Origin of the sequence: Pararhizobium sp. PWRC1-1, assembly GCF_049897905.1 — a bacterium.
GTDB lineage: Bacteria > Pseudomonadota > Alphaproteobacteria > Rhizobiales > Rhizobiaceae > Pararhizobium.
On record NZ_JAFCXE010000006.1, the window covers coordinates 113,320 to 132,439 of the forward strand.

Below are 19,120 nucleotides of genomic sequence, written 5' to 3' on the forward strand. Positions count from 1 at the left end.
CTGTAACAAAACTGTCACGAAAACTGCATACAGCGAAGTCTGGCCTCTCCCGGGACAATGCCGCATGAATTTGATCTCGTCCGAAATACCGGGGCTCGTCTGGGCCTATCGCTTCCTGCCGGGCGAAAGCCGTTGCGTGCGGATTGCAGCCGATTCGTCCATCGATGCGCTGATGGAGGGCGACGGCTGGGTGTGGCTGCATCTGGCACTGAGCGACGCACGCACGCCGGCCCTGATCGAGCGTATCACAACGTTGCCGCAGAATGCGCTTTCGACCCTGACCAGCCATGACACACAGGCGGCGGTGACCATTTCCGACGATATCGTTTATGGCACGCTGGTCGATTTCGAGCGCACCTTTGACGCCGAAACGAAAACCATCGGCTGGTTGCATTTTGCCGTCACCGAAAAGATTATCATCACCACGCGGCTGCATCCGCTGCGCAGTATCGACCGGGTCAAGGCCGCGGTCGAGAAGAATGCCCGCTGCGCCCGGCCGATCGATCTGTTCGAAATGATGGTGGTCGAATTCCAGCGCACGCTTATCAGCCTGGTGCTGGAACTGACCGAGGACCTCAACGTCATCGAGGACGATGTCTATGGCGAGGCGGGCCACAATCATCAGCCGCGGCTCGCGCCACTCCGGAGAACCGCCGTTCGCCTGCACCGGCACCTGCGCACATTGCTGGCTCTGCTGCGACGCGCTGGCACATCGGAAGAAGACGAAGTGCCTGAGGGATTTATCGACGTTGCGGAGCGCTTGTCGGACAGGCTGGAAGCGGTTGATCGCGATGTTTTCGCGCTGCAGGAACGCGCCCGCCTATTGCATGAAGAGATCGACAGCAAGCTCTCCTCGGAGACCAACCGCCATCTCTATATTCTTTCGCTGATGACGGCCTTCCTCCTGCCGCCGACGCTCGTCACCGGCTTTTTCGGCATGAACACCAGCGGCCTGCCCTTTGCCGAAGGCATTCACGGCACGCTGCTCGCAGGATTTCTCATCATGATGTCGATGGGCGTGGCCTGGACGATCCTGAAGCGGATCGGCATCCTCTGACGAAAAAGTGGCCGGAGACGAGGTCTCCGGCCGACAGTTGGTGCTGATCAAGTCATCGTGTCAGTAAGGCGAATTGCATTGCCTGCGCGGGCCGTTGTTCGGCTGGTAGGTATTGTCATAGGCGCGGTAGCTGCGATAGCGGTTGGCGCACCATTCGACATGGCTGCCGCCGTAGCGGGCAGGAGGCTGGGCAACCGCACCGCCGATGATCGCACCGGCCGCAAAGGCGCCAAGCGGGAACCAAACCCCATTATATTCGCGGTAACCCGGGCGGTAGTAATTATAACCCCGGTGGCCGTTGTAGTAGGAATAGTTCCCCCGGCGATAATAGCCATTTCTGTTGTTATAGACGCGCCGGTTGGTGTAGCGCGGCCGGTACTGACCATCGCCGCGGCGGGTGTATTGGACGGGCTCGACATTGGCCCGTTCTGCCGCGACTGGGACGGGAACCTGGGTGAAAGCCTGCGAAGGCGTAAATGACGTGGCCAGCAACACAGCGGACAGCGCCAGCGATGCCACCCTTAATTTGAAAACACCCATTGGGGCTCCTCCATCAATTGCTATCGGACGATATTGTCGTGCCGATGGAACGATTTGCGGCGGTCTTTGTTCCACGGCACACTGCAACTAACCACGTTCACGGAACACGCGCCAGACGTGTTATACCAAGGATCGATGAAGAGGCTTGGGCATTAATCCTCCATTAACCATCTTTCCGCACCCTCTGCTGATGGAAAAGCGCCGGACCGCACGCTTGGGTAAGTTTTTCCGCCTCGCCGCTTGCTTCGGCGTCGCGCTGCTTTCCGGTGGCGGCCTGATCCCGGACACATCGGCACGCGATCTGATGCCATGGAAATCACCGGACCACGCGCTTGTCATCGATGCCTACGAACTCAACATCATCGACTGGGACGCGATGCTGAAGGACAAGCGCATTGCCGGGTTCATCTCCAAGGCGTCCGACGGACTGCCGGAGAGCTTTGACTGCACCGGCGATCACGCCGGCGACACGGTGGCGCACTGCAAGACGATGTGGCGCAAATATGCCGTCAGCCGCGAACTCTACCAGACGCGGCGCCTGATCGCCCGGGCGAGTGGCCTGCTCTGGGGAGCCTACCATCTCGCCCGCCCTGGCAACCCGGTGGACCAGGCCAATCACTTCCTCGATTATGCTCAGCCGCGCGATGACGAACTGATGGTTTTCGATCTCGAGGGAATCGACCCTGAGAAATACATGTCGCTGGAAGACGCAGCGATATTCGTCGGCCATATCAAGACCCGCACGGGCCGCTATCCGATGCTCTATACCAACCACGTCACCGCCAAGTATATTGCTGCCAACCGCGACCGCTTCCCGATCCTCTCCCGCCTGCCGCTCTGGTATGCCCGCTACAAGCCCGGCATCCGCAATGTCTTCCCGATGGGCAACTGGGATGCTTACGCACTCTGGCAATTCTCCGCCGCGACCAACTGCGGCAAGCGGCGCTGCCCTTACCGCGTCGCCGGCACGCTCACCGATATCGATGTCAACGTCGCTCCGATGGATGCAAAGGCACTCAAGACCGTCTGGGCCAAGGGCGAACTGTTGCCGGAAAAACCGTTCGACAAGCCTCTGCTGATCGCCTCTGGAAAAGCGGGATCCTTCCCCGGCGCAGGCATAGGCGTTGATATGACCATGACGGGATCGATTGCCGAAATATCGATTCCGCTGGGCCTTCGCTAGACATCGCCAAATGCGGTGTAAGCGTGAATTTACGCTGCGGGCCAAAACGCCGTGTCCGGGGTGACGCTGTCCACCCTTTTTAACGAACCGTCACTGAACAGCGCGCCGCTCCAAGTCTCGCTGCGCCGCTGAGCTGTTCGGCGGGACTTTCCTCTTCACGTTTGCAGGCGTTTTCAACCGAAACAGCCAAGCCACAAACGTTCAGCCTCCTGTCAGCAGACGGGCGCAAGAGAAAGGGATTGTCACCATCCCTGCCTTGATTGCCGGAGCCTGCCTTGAATTTTCGCTTAATCAACCGGCCCGCCATGGGCAGCATCCCGCTCAGCTTATCGGTCGCCCTCTTCATTCTCTTTTTCCAGAACCTGACATTCCGGAACGAAGCGCTCTATGTGTTCGGCGGCTTCCACCTGGGCTTTTACACGTTTGTCGCGGCGATCACCCTGCTCGTCTTTGCTGGCGTAGTGCTGTTCTCGGTCAAATACCTGATCAAGCCGTTTCTGGTCTTCCTTCTCATCGCCGGGGCAATGTCTTCCTACTACACGGATTTCTTCGGTGTGGTGATCGACAAGGAGATGATCCGCAACGCCGTGTCGACGACGCCGCAGGAAGCCGGTCCTCTCATCACCGGCGCGTTTCTCCTGCACATTCTCCTCTACGGCATCCTGCCATCGGTACTGGTCTGCCTGATCCGGATCAAACATCGTCCCTTCATCGGCAAGTTCTTCGTAAACGTCGCGGTTATTTCGCTCTGCCTGTCGCTGTGTATCGGGCTGATCATCTCGAACTATTCGGGGATATCCTCGAACATCCGCCAGCATCGCGACATGATGACCAAGCTGACGCCGTTTGCGGCCATCGCCTCGGCAATCGGTCTGGGGGTTAGCACCTATCGCGAGATCGGCATCGTCCGTGCTCCATTAGGCACAGACGCCATACTCGGCCCCATGTATGCGCAGACAAAAAAACCTGTCGTCACCATCATCGTCGCCGGGGAAACCGCCCGTGCCATGAACTTTTCCCTGAATGGTTATGACAAGGAAACCAATCCGGAGCTGAAAACACTCGGTGTAACGAACTTCACCAAAACGGCCAGTTGCGGAACAGCGACGGCCGTTTCATTGCCCTGCATGTTTTCCGTTTACGGCAGAAAAGACTATTCCGACCGCAAGGCGCGGTCCACGGATACGCTGATGGACGTTTTGCGCCGCGCCGGCGTTGACGGCTATTGGTGGGACAACAATACCGGCAGCAAGGGCATCGCCGACCTCATCAGCTTTGCCAGCCTGACCAAGCAGAAGGATAGTCCGCTCTGCAAGGACGGCGAATGCCTCGACGACATTTTCCTCGGCAAGCTCGATGAAAAGCTTGGCGGCATCACCAAGAATACCGTCATCGTGCTGCACCAGCTCGGCAGTCACGGCCCGGCCTACTACCTGCGTTATCCGGAGGAATTCCGGCGCTTCCAGCCCGATTGCCGCACCCCGCAGCTCTCCGATTGCTCGCGCGAAGAGATCGTCAACGCCTATGACAACTCGATCCTCTATACCGACCATAACCTCGCCGAAGTGATCAAGCTTCTGAAGAAGCATCAGGATACTGTCGATGGGGCGATGATCTACATGTCGGATCATGGCGAGTCGCTCGGCGAGAACGGCTTGTTCCTGCATGGCGCGCCCTACATGTTTGCCCCCACGGAGCAGACGCATGTGCCCTTCATCGCCTGGTTCTCCGACCAATATGCCCAGCTGACGGGCCTGGACCGGAGCTGCCTCCAGACCTATGCCGACGCGCCGACCTCGCACGACAATTTGTTTCACACCATGCTAGGGATGATGAACGTCATCACGAAGGTCTACAATCCAGCGCTTGACGTGTTTGCCGCCTGCCGCTCGACGGCGGAGGAAAATCCGGTCGTGCCGGAATCCTAAAACGGAGATTCGGGCAGTCCGGAGGGTTACGTGCTCCCCACGTCGATACGTGATCCTCCGGATCGGGGTATCTGGGGAATATGCATCGGATGGGAGCGCTTGATATCTATGGTCGGCGGCATGGACAGTTCCGCCTCCAGGAGTGCCATCTCGATGAGGAACACGAGCATCTTCTGGTCGCTGCGTTCGGCGCTCATCTTCGAGGCCTGGAGAAGCTCATAGGTCAGATCTTTGGTTCGCATATGTCACGCCCCGTATCGATTGCCCTACGAAACTAGGCCTCGCAACTTACGCGAAGCTTGCTGCTCTTGAACATCCTATGATGGTGGGTGCATTTTGAAGAGCTGACGTTGATGCAGCAGCCGGCGGCAAGGCCGGGCGGAAGTGCCAAGGTACATCACACGATTATATTTTTGAGCCCGGTTGCCCCTCACCCTCTCCCCGCAGGCGGGGAGAGGGGATGACGGAGTTGGCCGCTTGGTCCTTCTGCCCGTTTACGGGGAGAAGGTGCGCGACAGGGCGGATGAGGGGCGAGCGCCGGATACATCGGGCAACGACAGACCGTCACGCCTCGATCTGTACGTCGCCGATCGGCCGCGAACAGCAGGCCAAAATGTAGCCTTCGTCGATTTCGTCGTCGAGGATGCCGCCGCTGTGGTTCATCTCTACCTCTCCGGAAATCTTCATCACCCGGCAGGTGCCGCACAGTCCGCCCTCGCAGGCAGCGCCGATGCGCACACCGGCTGCGCGCGCCGTCTGCAGGATGGTCTGGCCGGGCTGACACTTGGCGTCCTTGCCGGCCATGGTGAAAGTGATGGTGGAAACTGCGGTTGCATCCGCTTCCCCCACACCGGCGCGAATGGCAAGCTCCGCCGGGTCCGGCGCATTGGCTGGCTGAAAGCTCTCCTCGTGGTAGCGGTTCATGTCGAAGCCGACGCTTTCCAGCATGGACTTGACACCGCGCATGAACGGCTCGGGGCCGCAGCAGAAGACGGTGCGTTCGCGGAAGTCCGGTGCCAGCAGCGCCAGCTTCGATGTCTCGATGCGACCGCGCAGCCCGTGCCAGCTGTGGCGCGGCGCATGCGTCTCGACGATGAAGCCGAGATTGAGATTGGGCATGTTTCGGGAGATGTTCTCCAGCTCGTCACGGAACAAGAGATCATCCGGCTGGCGGGCGCAGGACAGGAAAGAGGCGTCCGTCTGCGGGGCGCAATCGGCCATCCAGCGGGTCATTGACATCATCGGCGTGATGCCGGAACCGGCGGAGATGAACAGGTATTTTTCACCCGGATGCCGCACGAAGGAGAAGTCGCCGAGCGGGCCGAATGCTTTCAGCTTCATGCCGGGCTTCAGGTTGTCGAACATCCAGCGCGTGCCGATGCTCGATGCCTGCGCCTTGACGGTGACGGCCACGGAAAACGGCCGCGACGGCGTCGAGGACAGCGTGTAGGTGCGCATCACCGGATCATCCGGCGCCACCGGCAGTTCTAGCGTGACGAACTGGCCGGGCAGATAGCGAAACCAGCTGTCCTTGTCGGCCTTGAAGCCGAATGTCATTACATCCGGCCCTTCGGCGGTGACGGAAATGCATTCCAGGAGCTGCTGGCGGTCATTGAACGGCTGCAGTTCGTCGAAGTGCCGGAAGGATGAAGCAATCGTCATGTCAGGCAACCCGAACCAGAGGGGTGGAGATGGAACTGCCCTGCAGGCGATCAGCCAGGAAGTTGGTGTACCATTCGACGAACTGCATGACCCCACCTTCGTGTTCCGGCGAATAGGGACCGGGCTGATAGGCGGGAGAGCGGATGCCGAAGGCGTTTTCCTCGACGATCTGGCGGTCCTGGTCGTTGGTTTCGGTCCAGACATGCGTCAGTTCTTCGAGATTGTAGTCCACACCCTCGACGGCATCCTTGTGCACCAGCCATTTGGTGGTCACCTGGGTGAGTTCGGGACCAAGCGGCAGGACGCGGAAGGTGATGGCGTGGTCGGCCAGCACATGGTTCCAGGTGCTCGGATAGTGGAACAAGAGCAGCGTGCCAATATGGGACTGACTGACATCGTCGGAAAGCTGGCGCTTGACGGCGCGTTTGCCGGACATGGTGTAGCTTTCAGCCCCCTCGATCAGCGGCATGCGGGCGACGCGGAACTGGCCTTTGTGATCCATCTTGAATTCGCTCGGCAGGCCGGACGATTCGCAATGTGCCCAATGAGCGGCGATAATCGGATCATCCTTGGCGCCCTGCACGCCGGTGGCCGTCGGGGCTTCCGGATAGGTGCGGCAAAGTTCGGGGTGGTTTGCCGCGCAGTGGTAGCACTCGCGGTTGTTTTCCCAGACGAGCTTCCAGTTGCCCTTCTCGATGATGGTGCTCTCGAAAGCGACCTTGGTGTCCTTGAGATTGTGCGGTGTGACATAGGACGAGACCATGTCGCGCATGGGCTTGAAATCCATGGCCTCTTCAGCAAGGCAGATGAAGATGTAGCCGCCGATGGTTTCGCAATGGATCGGTTTCAGACCATGCTGGTTCTTGTCGAAATCCTCGCCCATCTGGCGGGCAAAAAGCAGCTTGCCGTCCAGCTCGTAAGTCCACTGGTGATAGGGACAGACAAGCTTGGCCGACGAGCCCTTGGCACCGGCGCAGACGCGCGAGCCGCGATGGCGGCAGGAATTGTGCAGCGCCCGGACGGTGCCTGAGCGGTCGCGGACGATGACGACCGGATACTCGCCGACCTGCACGGTGAAATAATTGCCGGATTTCGGGATTTCGCAGTCATGGCCGATGAACAGCCAGTCCTTGTACCAGATCTCCTCCATATCGAGCCTGTAGAGATCGGGATCGGTGTAGAAGGCCTGTTCGAGACTGTGGGTGTCGCGCCGGTTCTTCAATGTGCGGAGGACTTCACTGCGGAGATCCATGGTCATTTCCTTGTGCTCGCCAACTTTTTTGAAAGTTGCAGCAGACAGGAAAGGAACCGCCGGCGCGCCGGGAGAGCGCGTGGTTACAGTGGTTCTCCTTCCGGCTGCCCGCCGCAACCCAGATATCAATTTCATCACAAGGCTGGTTTCCGGGCTCTGGAGCTGTCCTTGCGGACGATCCCGGCGCCTTCCCGGATTTCTCCAGTGGCCTTTTGCCGAGGTTTCACTCCACCACCGTTGCGGGGGCAGCGCCGGATTTCGACCGGCTTCCCAATTCTCCGCCCTTCCCTATAAAGGCGGCACCTTGAGTGTCTTCATCTAATCCTCACGCTCGAAAAAACAGCCGCCAATTAACGACATCCGATTCCAGAATGACGACACGGAACATATTGCTTGGAGCCATGGTCAATCTGGCTATTTTATAAGCATAAACAATATGATCTGCTGAATTTGAAGCAAAAGTCCGGTTTTCCGCACAACGCTTCGGCAATCGGCCAAGACGCAGCCTCTTTGCGACATCCCGCGAGACAGATACGGCCGCTGCCCTTGCCAAACGACCGAGGGAAAAGGTTGGCGCCTGGCAAGACTGCATTAACCATAACGCGATAGCTTCGTTTCACAAGCGATTACGCGCCGGTGTGCTTTACCCGCACTCCGCCACAGTCTGGTACAGGCCGATGTCAAACCTGAGATATTTCGATGCCGCCGCGATCAAGCAGCCAGTTCAATCACCGAAGGCTGCGATCTATACGGAATTCCTGCGCACGGGCCGGATCAACCGCCACCAGCAGGAATGGAGTCCGACCGAAAAGCGCTACCTGACGTACCAGGAAGTGGCCACCCGCACCGGCAGGAAACTCGAGGCCGCCGGCACGGTCACCCATGACCGGATCAACGGCTTCCATCGCTCGATCCGCTTCCCGAAGATGCTTTTTCACCGCACACTCGCGGGTAGCCCGCATCTCGGCTATTGTCATGTGACGGCCGCGCGGACGAAATTTGCCAAGTTCGAGGATGTCCGCTGGTCGTTCTACATTGCCAATTTCTTCTCCGATATCGGCGACGACCAGCATTTTTTTGAGAAGATCAAGCTCGGTTACGCACGGATGTATTTCGCTGTCGCAACCGAGATGGACGCCGAAGCAGGCAAGTTGACGGTCAACCGTGCGGTGCATGACAACGGGCTGTTGTTTCGCACCCGCGATCCGAAGGAAGCGCTGAAGAACGTGCTTCTGCTCGGCGCCCGCAACGAACAGCTCCGCAAGATCATCAGCAGCCTCTGATCACTGCTTGTAGATCAGCCAGTCGCGTCCGGGCGGTTGCTCGTTTTCGGCTCCATGAACGATCGTCTGGTCTCCGCCCTTGCCCTGCGCCCTGGCGAGCGCTTTTTCGGCCGTATTGACGAGATCGAAGGCGTTGCCGGCGTCGTCCGACATACAAATGCCCACCGACAGCGTCACACAGCCGAGGTCGCGTCCGGTCTTTGGATGTTTGAAATGCGTGCCGCGCAAGGCCGAGCGCAAAAGTGCCACAAGCCGCACCACTTCCCGCTCCCCGCCTGCGTTGACCAGAAAACCGAAGCGGGTGCCGTCAAAACGGGCGACCAGTTCGCTTGAGGGAAAAGCCTGCTGGATAATGCCGCCGATATGCCGGGCCAGCGGTTCAGCCAATGCGGCCGCCTGTTCTGCCGACAGGCGCCGGCTGGTATCCGGTTCGGCAATGGCGATGCCACAGGCAAGCGGCAGATCGGGATCGGCATAGACCTTGGCGAGCGCCTTGTTGAAGGCACGGCGATTGGCAAGCCCCGTCACCGTATCCGAAAACTTCCGTGCTTCGAAGTCGGCAAGATCTTTCTGGACACCGGCGATGACGGTGGACTGCGCGGTGACGCTCTGCTCCAGTTCGGCATTGTGCGACACCTGCCGTTCGGTGGCCCGCTTCAGCGCCTGGATGGAAGTGGCAAGCGCGGCCTGACTCGCGTCGTCGGAAACCACCAGCGCTTTTGTCGCCTCGCTGATCAGCCGCCCGTAATCATCGAGTTGGTCTTTTTCGCGCGACAAGAGGTTCATGAAATTGCTCATCTCGTCGCGCACGATCGTCGTCGATCGCGCCAGCACGCTTGCCTCATGGTGATGCGGCAGATATTTGCGGCCAAGTTCGTCGAGCGCCGATTGCGACTTGTATTTGCCAAGCGCGATGAACTCGCGAACCAAGTCCGGATTGGCGCCGCCATAGGCTTCGTAGACGAGTTCGTAATTCCTCGGAATGGCGTCGATGCCCATCTGGTGCATGGCGGTGGCGATGCGCAGGGCAAGGTCGTTCGGCATGGATTTCTTGTTGGCCATAAGGGCTCCGGCTATGTGCAGGATCGGACAGCTAGCATAGGCAACTTTCCCCGCCGCTAACTGGAACTGTCGCATTTTAAGAAACCTTAACGCCGGATGTAGCGAACAGGCACAATTGACGGCGGCCCTCGAATGCGCTTGGCAACGCCCGGCCTGGCCCTGTAAAGGAAACCCGGAGCGCCTGCCTGCCTTTTCAAGAGGGGCGCATTGACGTTTGGAAGCTTGATGGCGCTGATCATAGACACACGGACCGAACCGGACCGCGCCTTGGCGATTGCCTGCGAGACGTTGGGCGAAGGCCTGCCGGTGGCGATCCCGACCGAGACGGTCTATGGGCTGGCGGCCGACGCCACCAACCCCGATGCGATCAGCCGCATCTATGAAATGAAGGGCCGTCCGCGCTTCAATCCGCTGATTTGCCATGTCGCCGATTTTGCCATGGCCGAGGCGCATGTCACCTTCGATCCCCTGTCGCGAAAGCTGGCCGAAGCCTTCTGGCCGGGTCCGTTGACGCTGATCCTGCCGATCAAGCCGGAAAGCAGCGTGCATCCGCTCGCATCCGCCGGTCTCGACACACTGGGCATCCGCATGCCGGAAGGGTTTTCGCGGCAGGTCATCAAGCGCTTTGGCAGACCCTTGGCAGCCCCCAGCGCCAACACCTCCGGCAAGATCAGCCCGACCAGCGCTGCCCATGTCAAAGCGGATCTAGGCGACAAGCTGAAACTGATCCTCGACGCCGGCGCTGCCGAAATCGGACTGGAATCGACCATCATCAAGGTCGAGGGCAATGAAATCCGGCTGTTACGGCCCGGCGGCCTCGATGTCGCCGATATCGAGGCGCTGACCGGCAAGAGGGTCGCAAGGCCGGAAACGGCGGGAGCTGTTATCGAAGCCCCGGGCATGCTGGCGTCGCATTATGCGCCGGGTGCTGCGGTGCGGCTGAATGCAACGGATGTCAAAGCCGGTGAAGCGCTGATCCGCTTCGGCGGCAAGCGTTTGCCAGGCGAGGAAACCGCCGCGATCATCCTCGACCTCAGCCCCTCCGCCAACTTGCGCGAGGCCGCCGCCAATCTGTTTGCATTTATGAAACAGGCCGATGCGTCTGGCGCCAAAACCATTGCCTTCGGCACGATACCCAACGAGGGTCTGGGCGAAGCAATCCTCGACCGGATCGAACGGGCTGCTGCCCCACGGGAATGACCCTATGACCAATGCCCTGCCCTCCGCCGATCTGATCGCCCGCTTCGCCGCCATAGTCGGCGCCGTAAACGCGCTGACCGATCAGGCCGACATTGCGCCTTATCTCGTCGAATCCCGCGGCCTCTACAAGGGCAATGCGCCATTGGTGCTCAAGCCCGGCAGCGTTCAGGAAATCTCGCAGATCCTCAAGCTTGCCAGCGAAACCGGTGTCGCGATCGTACCTCAAGGCGGCAATACCGGCCATGTGGCAGGGCAAATACCGCGCACGGGGGCCGCCGATATCGTCCTGTCGCTGCAGCGGTTGAACCGTATCCGCGACATCGATCCGGTCGGTAACGTCATCGTCGCCGATGCCGGCTGCATTCTCGCCGATATCCAGAAGGCGGCGGAAGCGCATGACCGGCTGTTTCCGCTGTCACTCGGCTCGGAAGGTTCCTGCCGGATCGGCGGCAATCTCTCCACCAATGCCGGCGGAACAGCTGTGCTTGCCTATGGCAATATGCGGCAACTCTGCCTCGGCCTCGAAGTCGTTTTGCCGACCGGTGAAATCTGGGACGGGCTGCGGCGATTGAAGAAGGACAATACCGGCTACGACCTGCGCGACCTGTTCATTGGCGCCGAAGGCACACTCGGCATCATCACCGGCGCGGTGCTGAAACTGTTTCCGCAGCCGCGTGGCCATCAGGTCGCCTTTGCTGGTTTGAACAGCGTAGAAGATGCGCTCACCCTGTTCGACAAGGCCTCAAGCCTCTGCGGTCCGGCGCTGACCGGTTTCGAACTGATGCCGCGCCTCGGTGTCGAGTTCACGGCAAAACACATTCCCGGCGTGCGCGATCCAATGGAGACGGTTTACGCCTGGTATGCGCTGATCGACATCTCCACTTCGGATTCGGCCGAAAGTGCCGAAAGGATGATGCAGGCGCTGCTTGAAACGGAAATTTCCAGCGGTCTCATCGAGAATGCCGTTGTTGCCACCAGCGAAGCCCAGCGCAAGAGCCTCTGGCATATGCGCGAAAGCATGTCGCCGGCGCAGAAACCGGAGGGCGGGTCGATCAAGCATGACGTGTCCGTGCCCGTGTCCAGCATTCCGGCTTTCATGGCGGAGGCCGACGCGGCGGTGATGAAAGCCATTCCGGGCGCCCGTATCTGCTCGTTCGGGCACATGGGCGACGGCAACATTCACTACAACATTTCACAGCCGGTCGGTGCCGACAAGGATCAGTTCATCGGCCGCTGGCGCGAGATGAACGCGATCGTTCACGGCATCGTCCTGAAATATAACGGCTCGATTTCGGCGGAACACGGCATCGGCCAGTTGAAGCGCGAGGAACTGGCCGAAGTCCGATCGCCGATCGAGATCGATCTGATGCAACGCATCAAGCACGCATTCGACCCCGCCGGGATCATGAACCCCGGCAAGGTGCTGAAAGCCTGATAAACGACCGGAGGTCAGCGACCGCCAAGGCGCAGCTGCGAGAGAGTGAACAACGCATCGGCGCTGATACCGCCCCCGCCGCCGCCCGACAGGATCAGCTGGGCGCCGGAAACATCGACATTGTTCTCGACGTCATAAAGTGCCGTGAAACGGATCAGCAGTTTGTCCAGCTTCTCCGGATCGTGCAGATCCTCAATTTTCATCACGCGGTTGATATAGGCGTATTGAACATCAACATCGGCGCTGGCCATGGCTTCCGGGATACTGAACGCTGTCCGGATGACCTGCAGCAATGCGCTGTCTGCCAAAAGGTCATAGGCTGAACCGATGCCGGATGCCTGGCGCCGGAAATAGAGCGCAAGACGGACACCGGCATTGTCCTCACCCTTCTGCTCTTCCAGGCTCTGATTGAGATAGAGATCCTCGGTTTCCAGCAGGCCGCGCTTGGTCTGAATGCTGATCTCCGGACGCGCGAGATTACCGTCCTTGTCGAAATTGTAGGAGGAAACGAGCTCCTTGTAGATCGTGGTGTTCGGATTTGTGTTGATCGGGCTGCTTGGATCACTGAAATCGGATTCAAACATCTGGCGGAGATAGTCCGTCGTGACCTTTTCAGGATCAAGGCCTGAGGCAACGAGGACGAAATCGACGAGACGCCGGTTGGACAACAGGCTATCGAGCGTTTTGATCTTCTCGACTTCGCCGCTGTAATATTTCGATTCCGCGGTTGCCTTTTTCTTGTCTTCATCGGTACCGAAACGGCTTTTCTCGATGACATAGGACTTTGCAGTATTGAGGATTTCGGATTCAGCCTGGGCCAGCATCGGCACGCCGAGTGTCCCATCAGGCTTGAAATTGAAGGCCTTTGCCAACTCGACGTAGCGTTTATCCTTCAAGGTATAGACGTAGCTGTTCGGATCGGTGAGATCGCTGGTCAGCACCTTTTTCAGCTTGCGCGCTGTATCGCCTTCCCGTTCAAGACCAACGGCCGTCAGGGCCAGCGTCATGATCTTTTTATCGGATAGAAGATCGTCGACATCTGCAACGACGCCGATCAAGGTCTGATAGGATTTGATCAGAGCTGCATCGGCCGCTTCATCGGCATCGTCATAACGATCCATCCAATAGGCATCGGTGAGTTTCGTCTGCGCCGCGGTCTGTGCCTTCACGCCGGCGGCCAGCGTTCCGTCCGTCTGGAAATTGAAAGCGGCGGCAAGCTCCTTGTAGATTGCGCCGTATTCCTTGCCGCCCTGCGTATTGGCATAGCTATTCGGATTGCTGAGATCGCTGGTGAGGATGTTTTCCATCGTCGTGGTCAGCATGCTCGCCGGCAAGCCATAAGCAATGCGGATATAGGCGAACAACCGGCTGTTGCCGGTGATATCGCTGACCTTCGTGACGTTCTGGATCGCCGAATCGTAGAATGCCTTGTTGACCTGCGCGGCCGCTGGCGAAAGCCGCGGCTGCATGAAGACATAGGCTTCGTTGGCTAAAGCCTTCTGGATATCCGACATCGCCTTGTCACCCGGCGCCAGCGTCCCGTCATTTTGAAAATTGAAGGCTGCAGCGAGCGGCTTGTAGTCCGGCGCATTGGCGATCACGGCATTGTACTGCGCAATCAGCTTGCTGGGTGCACTCTTGGGATTGGCAAGGTCCTCCGGCGTCGAAATGCTTTTAACGGCCTCAATCTTGTCCCGCAGGCTTTGCTTGTAGCTCGCGTCCGCCGTGTTCACGTAGCTGTTCGGATCGAGAACGTCGCTGGTGACGACCCCTTTGAAATGCTCATAGGAGACATAGCGGGGATCGAAACCGAAGGCGGTGAGGACGTAATCCTTAAGCTTGCTGTTTCCCCACAGCTGATCGACATTGGTGACCGTGTCCATCACTGCGTTAAAATAACGCGAGTCCTCTTTAACGGCATCACCCCTGTTGGTGAGGCTCTGGGTATAGAGCCCGATCAGCGCGTCTTCCTGTGCATCGCTTTGGACCACCTCGGTGGACTGCGAGAAATTGAACGCCGTTGCGAAGTTGCGGTAGCGTTCATCAGTCAGCAAATTGGCGTAGCTGTTATCGTCGCTAAGATCACTCTCCATGACCTTACGCATGAAGGCCTTGGCATAAGTCATATCTTCCAAGCCGTGGGCCTTCATGGCATAGGAATAGAGCCGGTAGTCGTCCAGGAAGTCATCGATCGAGGTAACGTTGCCGATGTTTTCCTTATAATATTCAGTTTCGCGGGCAATCAGCGTTTGCTGTGCCGTGCGCTGAAGGCTCGTCTTCATATCCCGGGTGATGAGATTGTAGTCGATGAATGTGGAAACCATTGCCGCTCTGCCGATCGCCTGAAATTGCCCGATCCCTATGCGCCCATACGGACGCAATGCCGCGCAGTGCGGCCATGATCTCCGGTACCATCGCCGGTCATCCTTGTGCGTGGCTTTTCGCGCAACCGGAGATACGGCATCAAGGGGTCATAAAGAATACTGTCTATTTTTTTCAGATTTGAGAAACCCTGCTGGGTGAGCCTTTGCTAACCATCAGGAAATGCAAAGTTTTTTAACTGCGATTTTTAAGCGGTCTCAAAGGGGAGCCGCCTATCCTTGGGTCATAGAGGACGAAAAGTCCCGACGAGAAGACCGGTAACCGGCTCTCAAGGAAAACAAGGGCGATTGAAATGCTGAAGACACTTTCACAACCGGCTTGGGTTGAAACCACACTGCGACTGGATCCGAAACGCTTCCCCCAGCAGGCAAGCTACAGCTTGCACGGACAGGCAAGCAATGTCACCATCAGTCTGGATGAGCGCGGAGCAGTGTTGCGTAAGGTTCTGCCATCCAGCGGACTGCCGCTTTCGATCGCGCTGCCGGCTCGCGCTTTCAAGGGTGTCGCGGCTCGCGCCATCGACCATGGAGACGGAGAAGTGACCGTGACGCTCGAACTTCATCACGATGACCCGGAGCTGTGCATTCCGCTTCTGGTCGCCCATGACCTTGCCGACATCGCCGCCGACTGGCGCACCTGGTCTGAAGCCTACCGGATCCCGATGCTGATGGTCGAAGCCGATGGTGTTGCCCGGCCGCTCGAGGATCATCTCGGCGAAGTCCGCACCCGCGAAATCAAGCCGCGCCGCCGTCATTCGCTTTTCAATGATCGCCGTCCGCGCTTCCTGATGCGCCGTTCGACCGGCAGCCTCGGCGTCAATCTGAAGATCGACGGCCGCGAAATCATCGCCCGGAACTGATTTTCGACATAATCTGCAAGCGTTTCTCCAGTGCAAAAGACCGGCTGTCCCTGCGGCCGGTTTTTTGTTTTTTGTTTTCAGTGCATTAACAAGTCATTGGAAAACCTTGATAATGCCTTCTTGGCGCCACAGGCGGCCTGCACATTGCCGGCACGAGAAGGAGACAAACCATGCGCAAATTCATCCTCGCGGCCATTGCCGCCTTTTCCGCCCGCGTCAGCAAGACGAAGAAGAATCGCGATCAGGAACTGAGCTGGGCCTGACGCAAAATTGTGACGGCGGACCACTGCCCTCCGGCCATCCGGAGGGCTTTTTTATGCCCGCTGCTTCACACCAGCCGTACAAGAAGGGCCGCGCTAAGCCCAACAAAGAGGATCAGTCCAACAATGTTGTTGAACTTGAACAGGGTCAGGCATTGTCTGGCATCGTGGATATCCAGCACGAGGATCTGATAAAACAGCGTGACAGCCGCCACCAGCAGGCCAACATATGCGAGCAGGCCTGCACCGGCGATGGCAAACGCGGCGAACAGCAGGAAAACTGTGAGCCCGTAGAGGCCGAACAGCCACGGGCGCGGGCGCTCGCCGAACCGGCGTGCGGTCGAGCGTACACCGATCAGTTCATCGTCTTCCCTGTCCTGATAGGCATAGATCGTATCATAGCCGACGGTCCAGGCGATGGCTGCGAGATAAAGCACGATCGACGCCAGTCCGACCGCCCCGAACTCCGCCGACCAGCCCATGATCGCGCCCCAGGAAAAGGCTAGTCCAAGAAAGAACTGCGGCCAGTCGGTAAAGCGCTTGGCAAAGGGGTAGATGGCGACGAAGACCAGCGAGAAGACACCGAGAAAAATCGACAGGCCGTTTAATTGCAGGAGCACGATCAGGCCGGCCAGAGCCTGCAGCACCATGAAGATCTTGGCTTGCAACCGCGTGACACGGCCAGACGGCAGCGGCCGCGAGCGTGTGCGCTCCACTTCCATGTCGATGTCGTGGTCGACGATATCGTTATAGGTGCAGCCAGCGCCGCGCATGGCGACAGCGCCGATGAAGAACAGCAGGAGGTGAAAGGCGAATCGGCTCGCTGAAAACGTGCCGAGGGAAACCGCAGCATTGCCTGCCAGTGCCGCCGACCAGAAGCATGGCCACATCAGTAATTGCCAGCCGATCGGCCGGTCCCACCGGGCAAGCTGCGCGTAAGGCCATAGCGTCCTTGGCAGGACCCGGTAGACCCAGTTGTTGGAGGGCGCATCATGGACGCGCCCGGAATCGGCGGAATTGGTGCTCATTCGACCTGTTTGCTACCACGAGGAAGCGCGGTCAAGCGATCAGGTCCGGGCGGAACTCAATCCAGCGTGAAATCGAAGCGATAGGTGGCGGAAAGACCGACCAGAAACTGGTTGCGGCTGCCGCCCTCCTTGACGAGGCTTGAGTCCGCCGCCGGGCCCATCAGCCGCTTGTATTCGGCAAAGGCGGCCGTTTCGAGCTTTTCTGTGGCCTGCCATGTGATGGCAGCACCGGCGCCGACCGAACTCAGTCCGCCTGACGGCTTGTATTGCGAATAACCTGATTTTGCTGATTCAGAAGCGTTGACGCCATAATAGGCGTCGAAATAATCGCTTGTTGCGGCCGAAAGACGGGGGCCCGCGGATACGCGCACATTGTCGCTGACGTCGACAAAACCGTCGGCTGCAACATCAGCCACAAGACCGTGGTGGCTGCGGATACCCTGGCGCAGTTCGGCGCGGATACGCAGCCAGTCAGTCGGATAAACCTCAGCGAAACCGCCGAGTTCGCCGCCGAAGCGGACGGGATCGAGCCCCTTGAGATCAGACGAGGTATCGTCATCGCGTTCAAAGATCAGCTTGCCGACGACACCGGCGCGAAAGGCGCCCTTGTCGACAAAGGCAAAGGCCGGATTGTCGTTGCGCGAGGAAAACCGCACTGTGCTGCCGGCCCGGCCGAGCGAAATCAGCGGCGCTGCCTGGAACAGGCGATCGGACGAGCCATCATATTTCGGCCCGATAAAACCCGTGGCACCGACTTTCAGGTACCAGTCTCCGGACCAGAAATGCTGGCGCTCCTGCGCCTGGGCAGCGGAAGAGACGGCGAGAAAAAGACCAACGGATAGGGAAAGGGCAGATCGGCGGAACAATTCGGAACTCCGGATACAAAGCCCACGATGGTCAGACACAGGCAGTCACATGCCAGCATCTTGGAACGGGGCAAACTGAAACGGTTCGTTTCGGCGCGGTTATAGGCCTTAGCTCACTACCATCCCGTTAACCAGAAGCCTTCAGCCTTTCTTTTCCATATCTCCGGATCCGCATGAAAGAGTTCCTGTCTTTACAAGCATATGGCCAGACAGAAAATCGTGGATTGACACACAACCTGTCAAAAACGCGCCTCAGGCCAACCGAGACTTCAGATAGGTACTGGGCGAACTCCCCAGCATCCGCCGGAACATCGTGGTAAAGGCGGCGATGTTTTCATACCCGGCATCGAGCGCGACATTGGTCACCGGTTCGCCTTCGGCCAGACGCGGCAGCGAGGCGAAAATGCAGGCCTGCTGGCGCCAGGTAACGAAACTGACGCCGGTTTCTGCACGAAACAGGCGGGTAAAGGAGCGGCGGCTCATCCCGAGACCACTTGCCCATTCGTCAATACCGGCATTGGCGTCGGGCGACTTCAGAAAATGCCTGCACAGGCGGCCAAGCCGCGCGTCACTGGGAAACGGCAGGCCGAGCGGCCGCTCCGGCAGTTGGCCGATTTCATCCAGCAAAAGCTCGATGATCAGCCGTTTGCGGCGCGGGGTCAGCGGTTTCTCCTCCGACAGGACCAGCTCCTCCATCAGGCTGGCGGCGAGCGGCGTCACCTCCAGCACGCGCGGTTGATCGGCCGAAATCACCGATGTTTCGGCGTAGATGGAGTGCATTTCGACATCGCTGATCATCTCGCTGAAATGCTCAAGGCCGGCAGGAATAAGCAAGCCGTGACCGGGCGGGATCATCCATCGTCCGCCTGCGGTATTGACCAGAACAACACCCCGTCGGGCACACCAAAGCTGTGTCTTGGTATGGCTGTGCGGCAGCCCGCGGGAGCCGGCCTGGTAGCGCCGCCCCAGCGCCGTGATGGGATCATCGTTCAGATCAATCCACCGCAGGTTCTCAAGATGGGTATCGTCGCCTGCAGGATCGCCCGATTTCATGTCGTATTGTTGCATTTGGCCCACTCACGAAAGAATGCGACCAGACCACAAAAGCAGGCCAACATCAAGC

At 58.9% G+C, this 19,120-nt stretch carries 16 protein-coding genes and 1 riboswitch; of the genes, 7 read left to right on the forward strand and 9 right to left on the reverse strand.

Annotated features, from left to right (window positions below):
• Positions 1-64: 64 nt before the first annotated feature.
• Entirely contained in the window at positions 65-1,057 is a 993-nt protein-coding gene (locus tag ACP7E0_RS11910; protein WP_426125109.1) for a transporter, read from the forward strand.
• A gap of 60 nt (positions 1,058-1,117) precedes the next feature.
• Here the strand turns inward: ACP7E0_RS11910 and ACP7E0_RS11915 are convergent, their stop codons facing one another.
• The gene (locus ACP7E0_RS11915) at positions 1,118-1,597 is read right to left on the reverse strand and encodes a BA14K family protein (RefSeq protein ID WP_426125110.1); all 480 of its coding nucleotides are present in this window, start codon (positions 1,595-1,597) and stop codon (positions 1,118-1,120) included.
• A 190-nt stretch (positions 1,598-1,787) separates the two neighbouring features.
• Between ACP7E0_RS11915 and ACP7E0_RS11920 the strand changes: the two genes are divergently transcribed.
• Entirely contained in the window at positions 1,788-2,780 is a 993-nt protein-coding gene (locus ACP7E0_RS11920) for a glycoside hydrolase family 25 protein (RefSeq protein WP_426125111.1), read from the forward strand.
• 275 nt (positions 2,781-3,055) lie between these two features.
• Positions 3,056-4,708, forward strand: a complete 1,653-nt coding sequence (locus ACP7E0_RS11925) for a phosphoethanolamine transferase (RefSeq protein WP_426125112.1) — start codon at positions 3,056-3,058, stop codon at positions 4,706-4,708.
• A 26-nt stretch (positions 4,709-4,734) separates the two neighbouring features.
• Here the strand turns inward: ACP7E0_RS11925 and ACP7E0_RS11930 are convergent, their stop codons facing one another.
• From ACP7E0_RS11930 to ACP7E0_RS11940, 3 genes are all read right to left on the reverse strand, one after another.
• Positions 4,735-4,950, reverse strand: a complete 216-nt coding sequence (locus ACP7E0_RS11930) for a hypothetical protein (protein WP_426125113.1) — start codon at positions 4,948-4,950, stop codon at positions 4,735-4,737.
• Between the two features lie 322 nt (positions 4,951-5,272).
• On the reverse strand, positions 5,273-6,370 hold the full coding sequence (locus ACP7E0_RS11935) for a 2Fe-2S iron-sulfur cluster-binding protein (protein ID WP_426125114.1): 1,098 nt from the start codon (positions 6,368-6,370) through the stop codon (positions 5,273-5,275).
• Position 6,371: 1 nt separating this feature from the next.
• Complete coding sequence (locus ACP7E0_RS11940; RefSeq protein WP_426125115.1) at positions 6,372-7,622, reverse strand: aromatic ring-hydroxylating oxygenase subunit alpha; 1,251 nt, start codon at positions 7,620-7,622, stop codon at positions 6,372-6,374.
• A 123-nt stretch (positions 7,623-7,745) separates the two neighbouring features.
• A riboswitch (cobalamin riboswitch) is annotated at positions 7,746-7,944 on the reverse strand.
• Positions 7,945-8,299: 355 nt separating this feature from the next.
• Here ACP7E0_RS11940 and ACP7E0_RS11945 point away from each other — a divergent pair.
• Positions 8,300-8,905, forward strand: coding sequence for a DUF6656 family protein (locus ACP7E0_RS11945; RefSeq protein ID WP_426125116.1), 606 nt, complete (start codon positions 8,300-8,302; stop codon positions 8,903-8,905).
• Here ACP7E0_RS11945 and ACP7E0_RS11950 read toward each other — a convergent pair whose 3' ends face one another.
• Positions 8,906-9,967 carry a diguanylate cyclase domain-containing protein gene (locus ACP7E0_RS11950; RefSeq protein ID WP_426125117.1) on the reverse strand — a complete coding sequence of 354 codons (1,062 nt, stop codon included), beginning with the start codon at positions 9,965-9,967 and terminating at the stop codon, positions 8,906-8,908.
• A gap of 225 nt (positions 9,968-10,192) precedes the next feature.
• On the opposite strand from ACP7E0_RS11950, the gene ACP7E0_RS11955 reads away from it, so the two are divergent.
• Together ACP7E0_RS11955 and ACP7E0_RS11960 are read left to right on the forward strand one after the other, a co-directional pair.
• Complete coding sequence (locus tag ACP7E0_RS11955; RefSeq protein WP_426125118.1) at positions 10,193-11,167, forward strand: L-threonylcarbamoyladenylate synthase; 975 nt, start codon at positions 10,193-10,195, stop codon at positions 11,165-11,167.
• A gap of 4 nt (positions 11,168-11,171) precedes the next feature.
• On the forward strand, positions 11,172-12,602 hold the full coding sequence (locus ACP7E0_RS11960) for an FAD-binding oxidoreductase (RefSeq protein ID WP_426125119.1): 1,431 nt from the start codon (positions 11,172-11,174) through the stop codon (positions 12,600-12,602).
• 14 nt (positions 12,603-12,616) lie between these two features.
• Here the strand turns inward: ACP7E0_RS11960 and ACP7E0_RS11965 are convergent, their stop codons facing one another.
• On the reverse strand, positions 12,617-14,926 hold the full coding sequence (locus ACP7E0_RS11965; RefSeq protein ID WP_426125120.1) for a DUF1217 domain-containing protein: 2,310 nt from the start codon (positions 14,924-14,926) through the stop codon (positions 12,617-12,619).
• Between the two features lie 350 nt (positions 14,927-15,276).
• Between ACP7E0_RS11965 and ACP7E0_RS11970 the strand changes: the two genes are divergently transcribed.
• Positions 15,277-15,843, forward strand: coding sequence for a DUF6101 family protein (locus ACP7E0_RS11970; protein WP_426125121.1), 567 nt, complete (start codon positions 15,277-15,279; stop codon positions 15,841-15,843).
• 328 nt (positions 15,844-16,171) lie between these two features.
• Here ACP7E0_RS11970 and ubiA read toward each other — a convergent pair whose 3' ends face one another.
• The 3 genes from ubiA to ACP7E0_RS11985 all read right to left on the reverse strand — a co-directional run bounded on the left by ubiA (position 16,172) and on the right by ACP7E0_RS11985 (position 19,065).
• The gene (ubiA, locus tag ACP7E0_RS11975) at positions 16,172-17,131 is read right to left on the reverse strand and encodes a 4-hydroxybenzoate octaprenyltransferase (RefSeq protein WP_426125122.1); all 960 of its coding nucleotides are present in this window, start codon (positions 17,129-17,131) and stop codon (positions 16,172-16,174) included.
• Positions 17,132-17,187: 56 nt separating this feature from the next.
• Positions 17,188-17,997, reverse strand: coding sequence for a MipA/OmpV family protein (locus tag ACP7E0_RS11980; protein WP_426125123.1), 810 nt, complete (start codon positions 17,995-17,997; stop codon positions 17,188-17,190).
• Positions 17,998-18,249: 252 nt separating this feature from the next.
• Complete coding sequence (locus ACP7E0_RS11985) at positions 18,250-19,065, reverse strand: AraC family transcriptional regulator (protein WP_426125124.1); 816 nt, start codon at positions 19,063-19,065, stop codon at positions 18,250-18,252.
• Between the last annotated feature and the right edge of the window lie 55 nt (positions 19,066-19,120).

Coding starts and splice junctions, on each gene's coding strand:
- ACP7E0_RS11930 (WP_426125113.1), bottom strand. CDS start 4,950: ATGCGAACCAAAGATCTGACCTATGAGCTTCTCCAGGCCTCGAAGATG.
- ACP7E0_RS11960 (WP_426125119.1), top strand. CDS start 11,172: ATGACCAATGCCCTGCCCTCCGCCGATCTGATCGCCCGCTTCGCCGCC.
- ACP7E0_RS11910 (WP_426125109.1), top strand. CDS start 65: ATGAATTTGATCTCGTCCGAAATACCGGGGCTCGTCTGGGCCTATCGC.
- ACP7E0_RS11920 (WP_426125111.1), top strand. CDS start 1,788: ATGGAAAAGCGCCGGACCGCACGCTTGGGTAAGTTTTTCCGCCTCGCC.
- ACP7E0_RS11970 (WP_426125121.1), top strand. CDS start 15,277: ATGCTGAAGACACTTTCACAACCGGCTTGGGTTGAAACCACACTGCGA.
- ACP7E0_RS11955 (WP_426125118.1), top strand. CDS start 10,193: ATGGCGCTGATCATAGACACACGGACCGAACCGGACCGCGCCTTGGCG.
- ACP7E0_RS11950 (WP_426125117.1), bottom strand. CDS start 9,967: ATGGCCAACAAGAAATCCATGCCGAACGACCTTGCCCTGCGCATCGCC.
- ACP7E0_RS11965 (WP_426125120.1), bottom strand. CDS start 14,926: ATGGTTTCCACATTCATCGACTACAATCTCATCACCCGGGATATGAAG.
- ACP7E0_RS11915 (WP_426125110.1), bottom strand. CDS start 1,597: ATGGGTGTTTTCAAATTAAGGGTGGCATCGCTGGCGCTGTCCGCTGTG.
- ACP7E0_RS11945 (WP_426125116.1), top strand. CDS start 8,300: ATGTCAAACCTGAGATATTTCGATGCCGCCGCGATCAAGCAGCCAGTT.
- ACP7E0_RS11940 (WP_426125115.1), bottom strand. CDS start 7,622: ATGGATCTCCGCAGTGAAGTCCTCCGCACATTGAAGAACCGGCGCGAC.
- ACP7E0_RS11935 (WP_426125114.1), bottom strand. CDS start 6,370: ATGACGATTGCTTCATCCTTCCGGCACTTCGACGAACTGCAGCCGTTC.
- ACP7E0_RS11985 (WP_426125124.1), bottom strand. CDS start 19,065: ATGCAACAATACGACATGAAATCGGGCGATCCTGCAGGCGACGATACC.
- ubiA (WP_426125122.1), bottom strand. CDS start 17,131: ATGAGCACCAATTCCGCCGATTCCGGGCGCGTCCATGATGCGCCCTCC.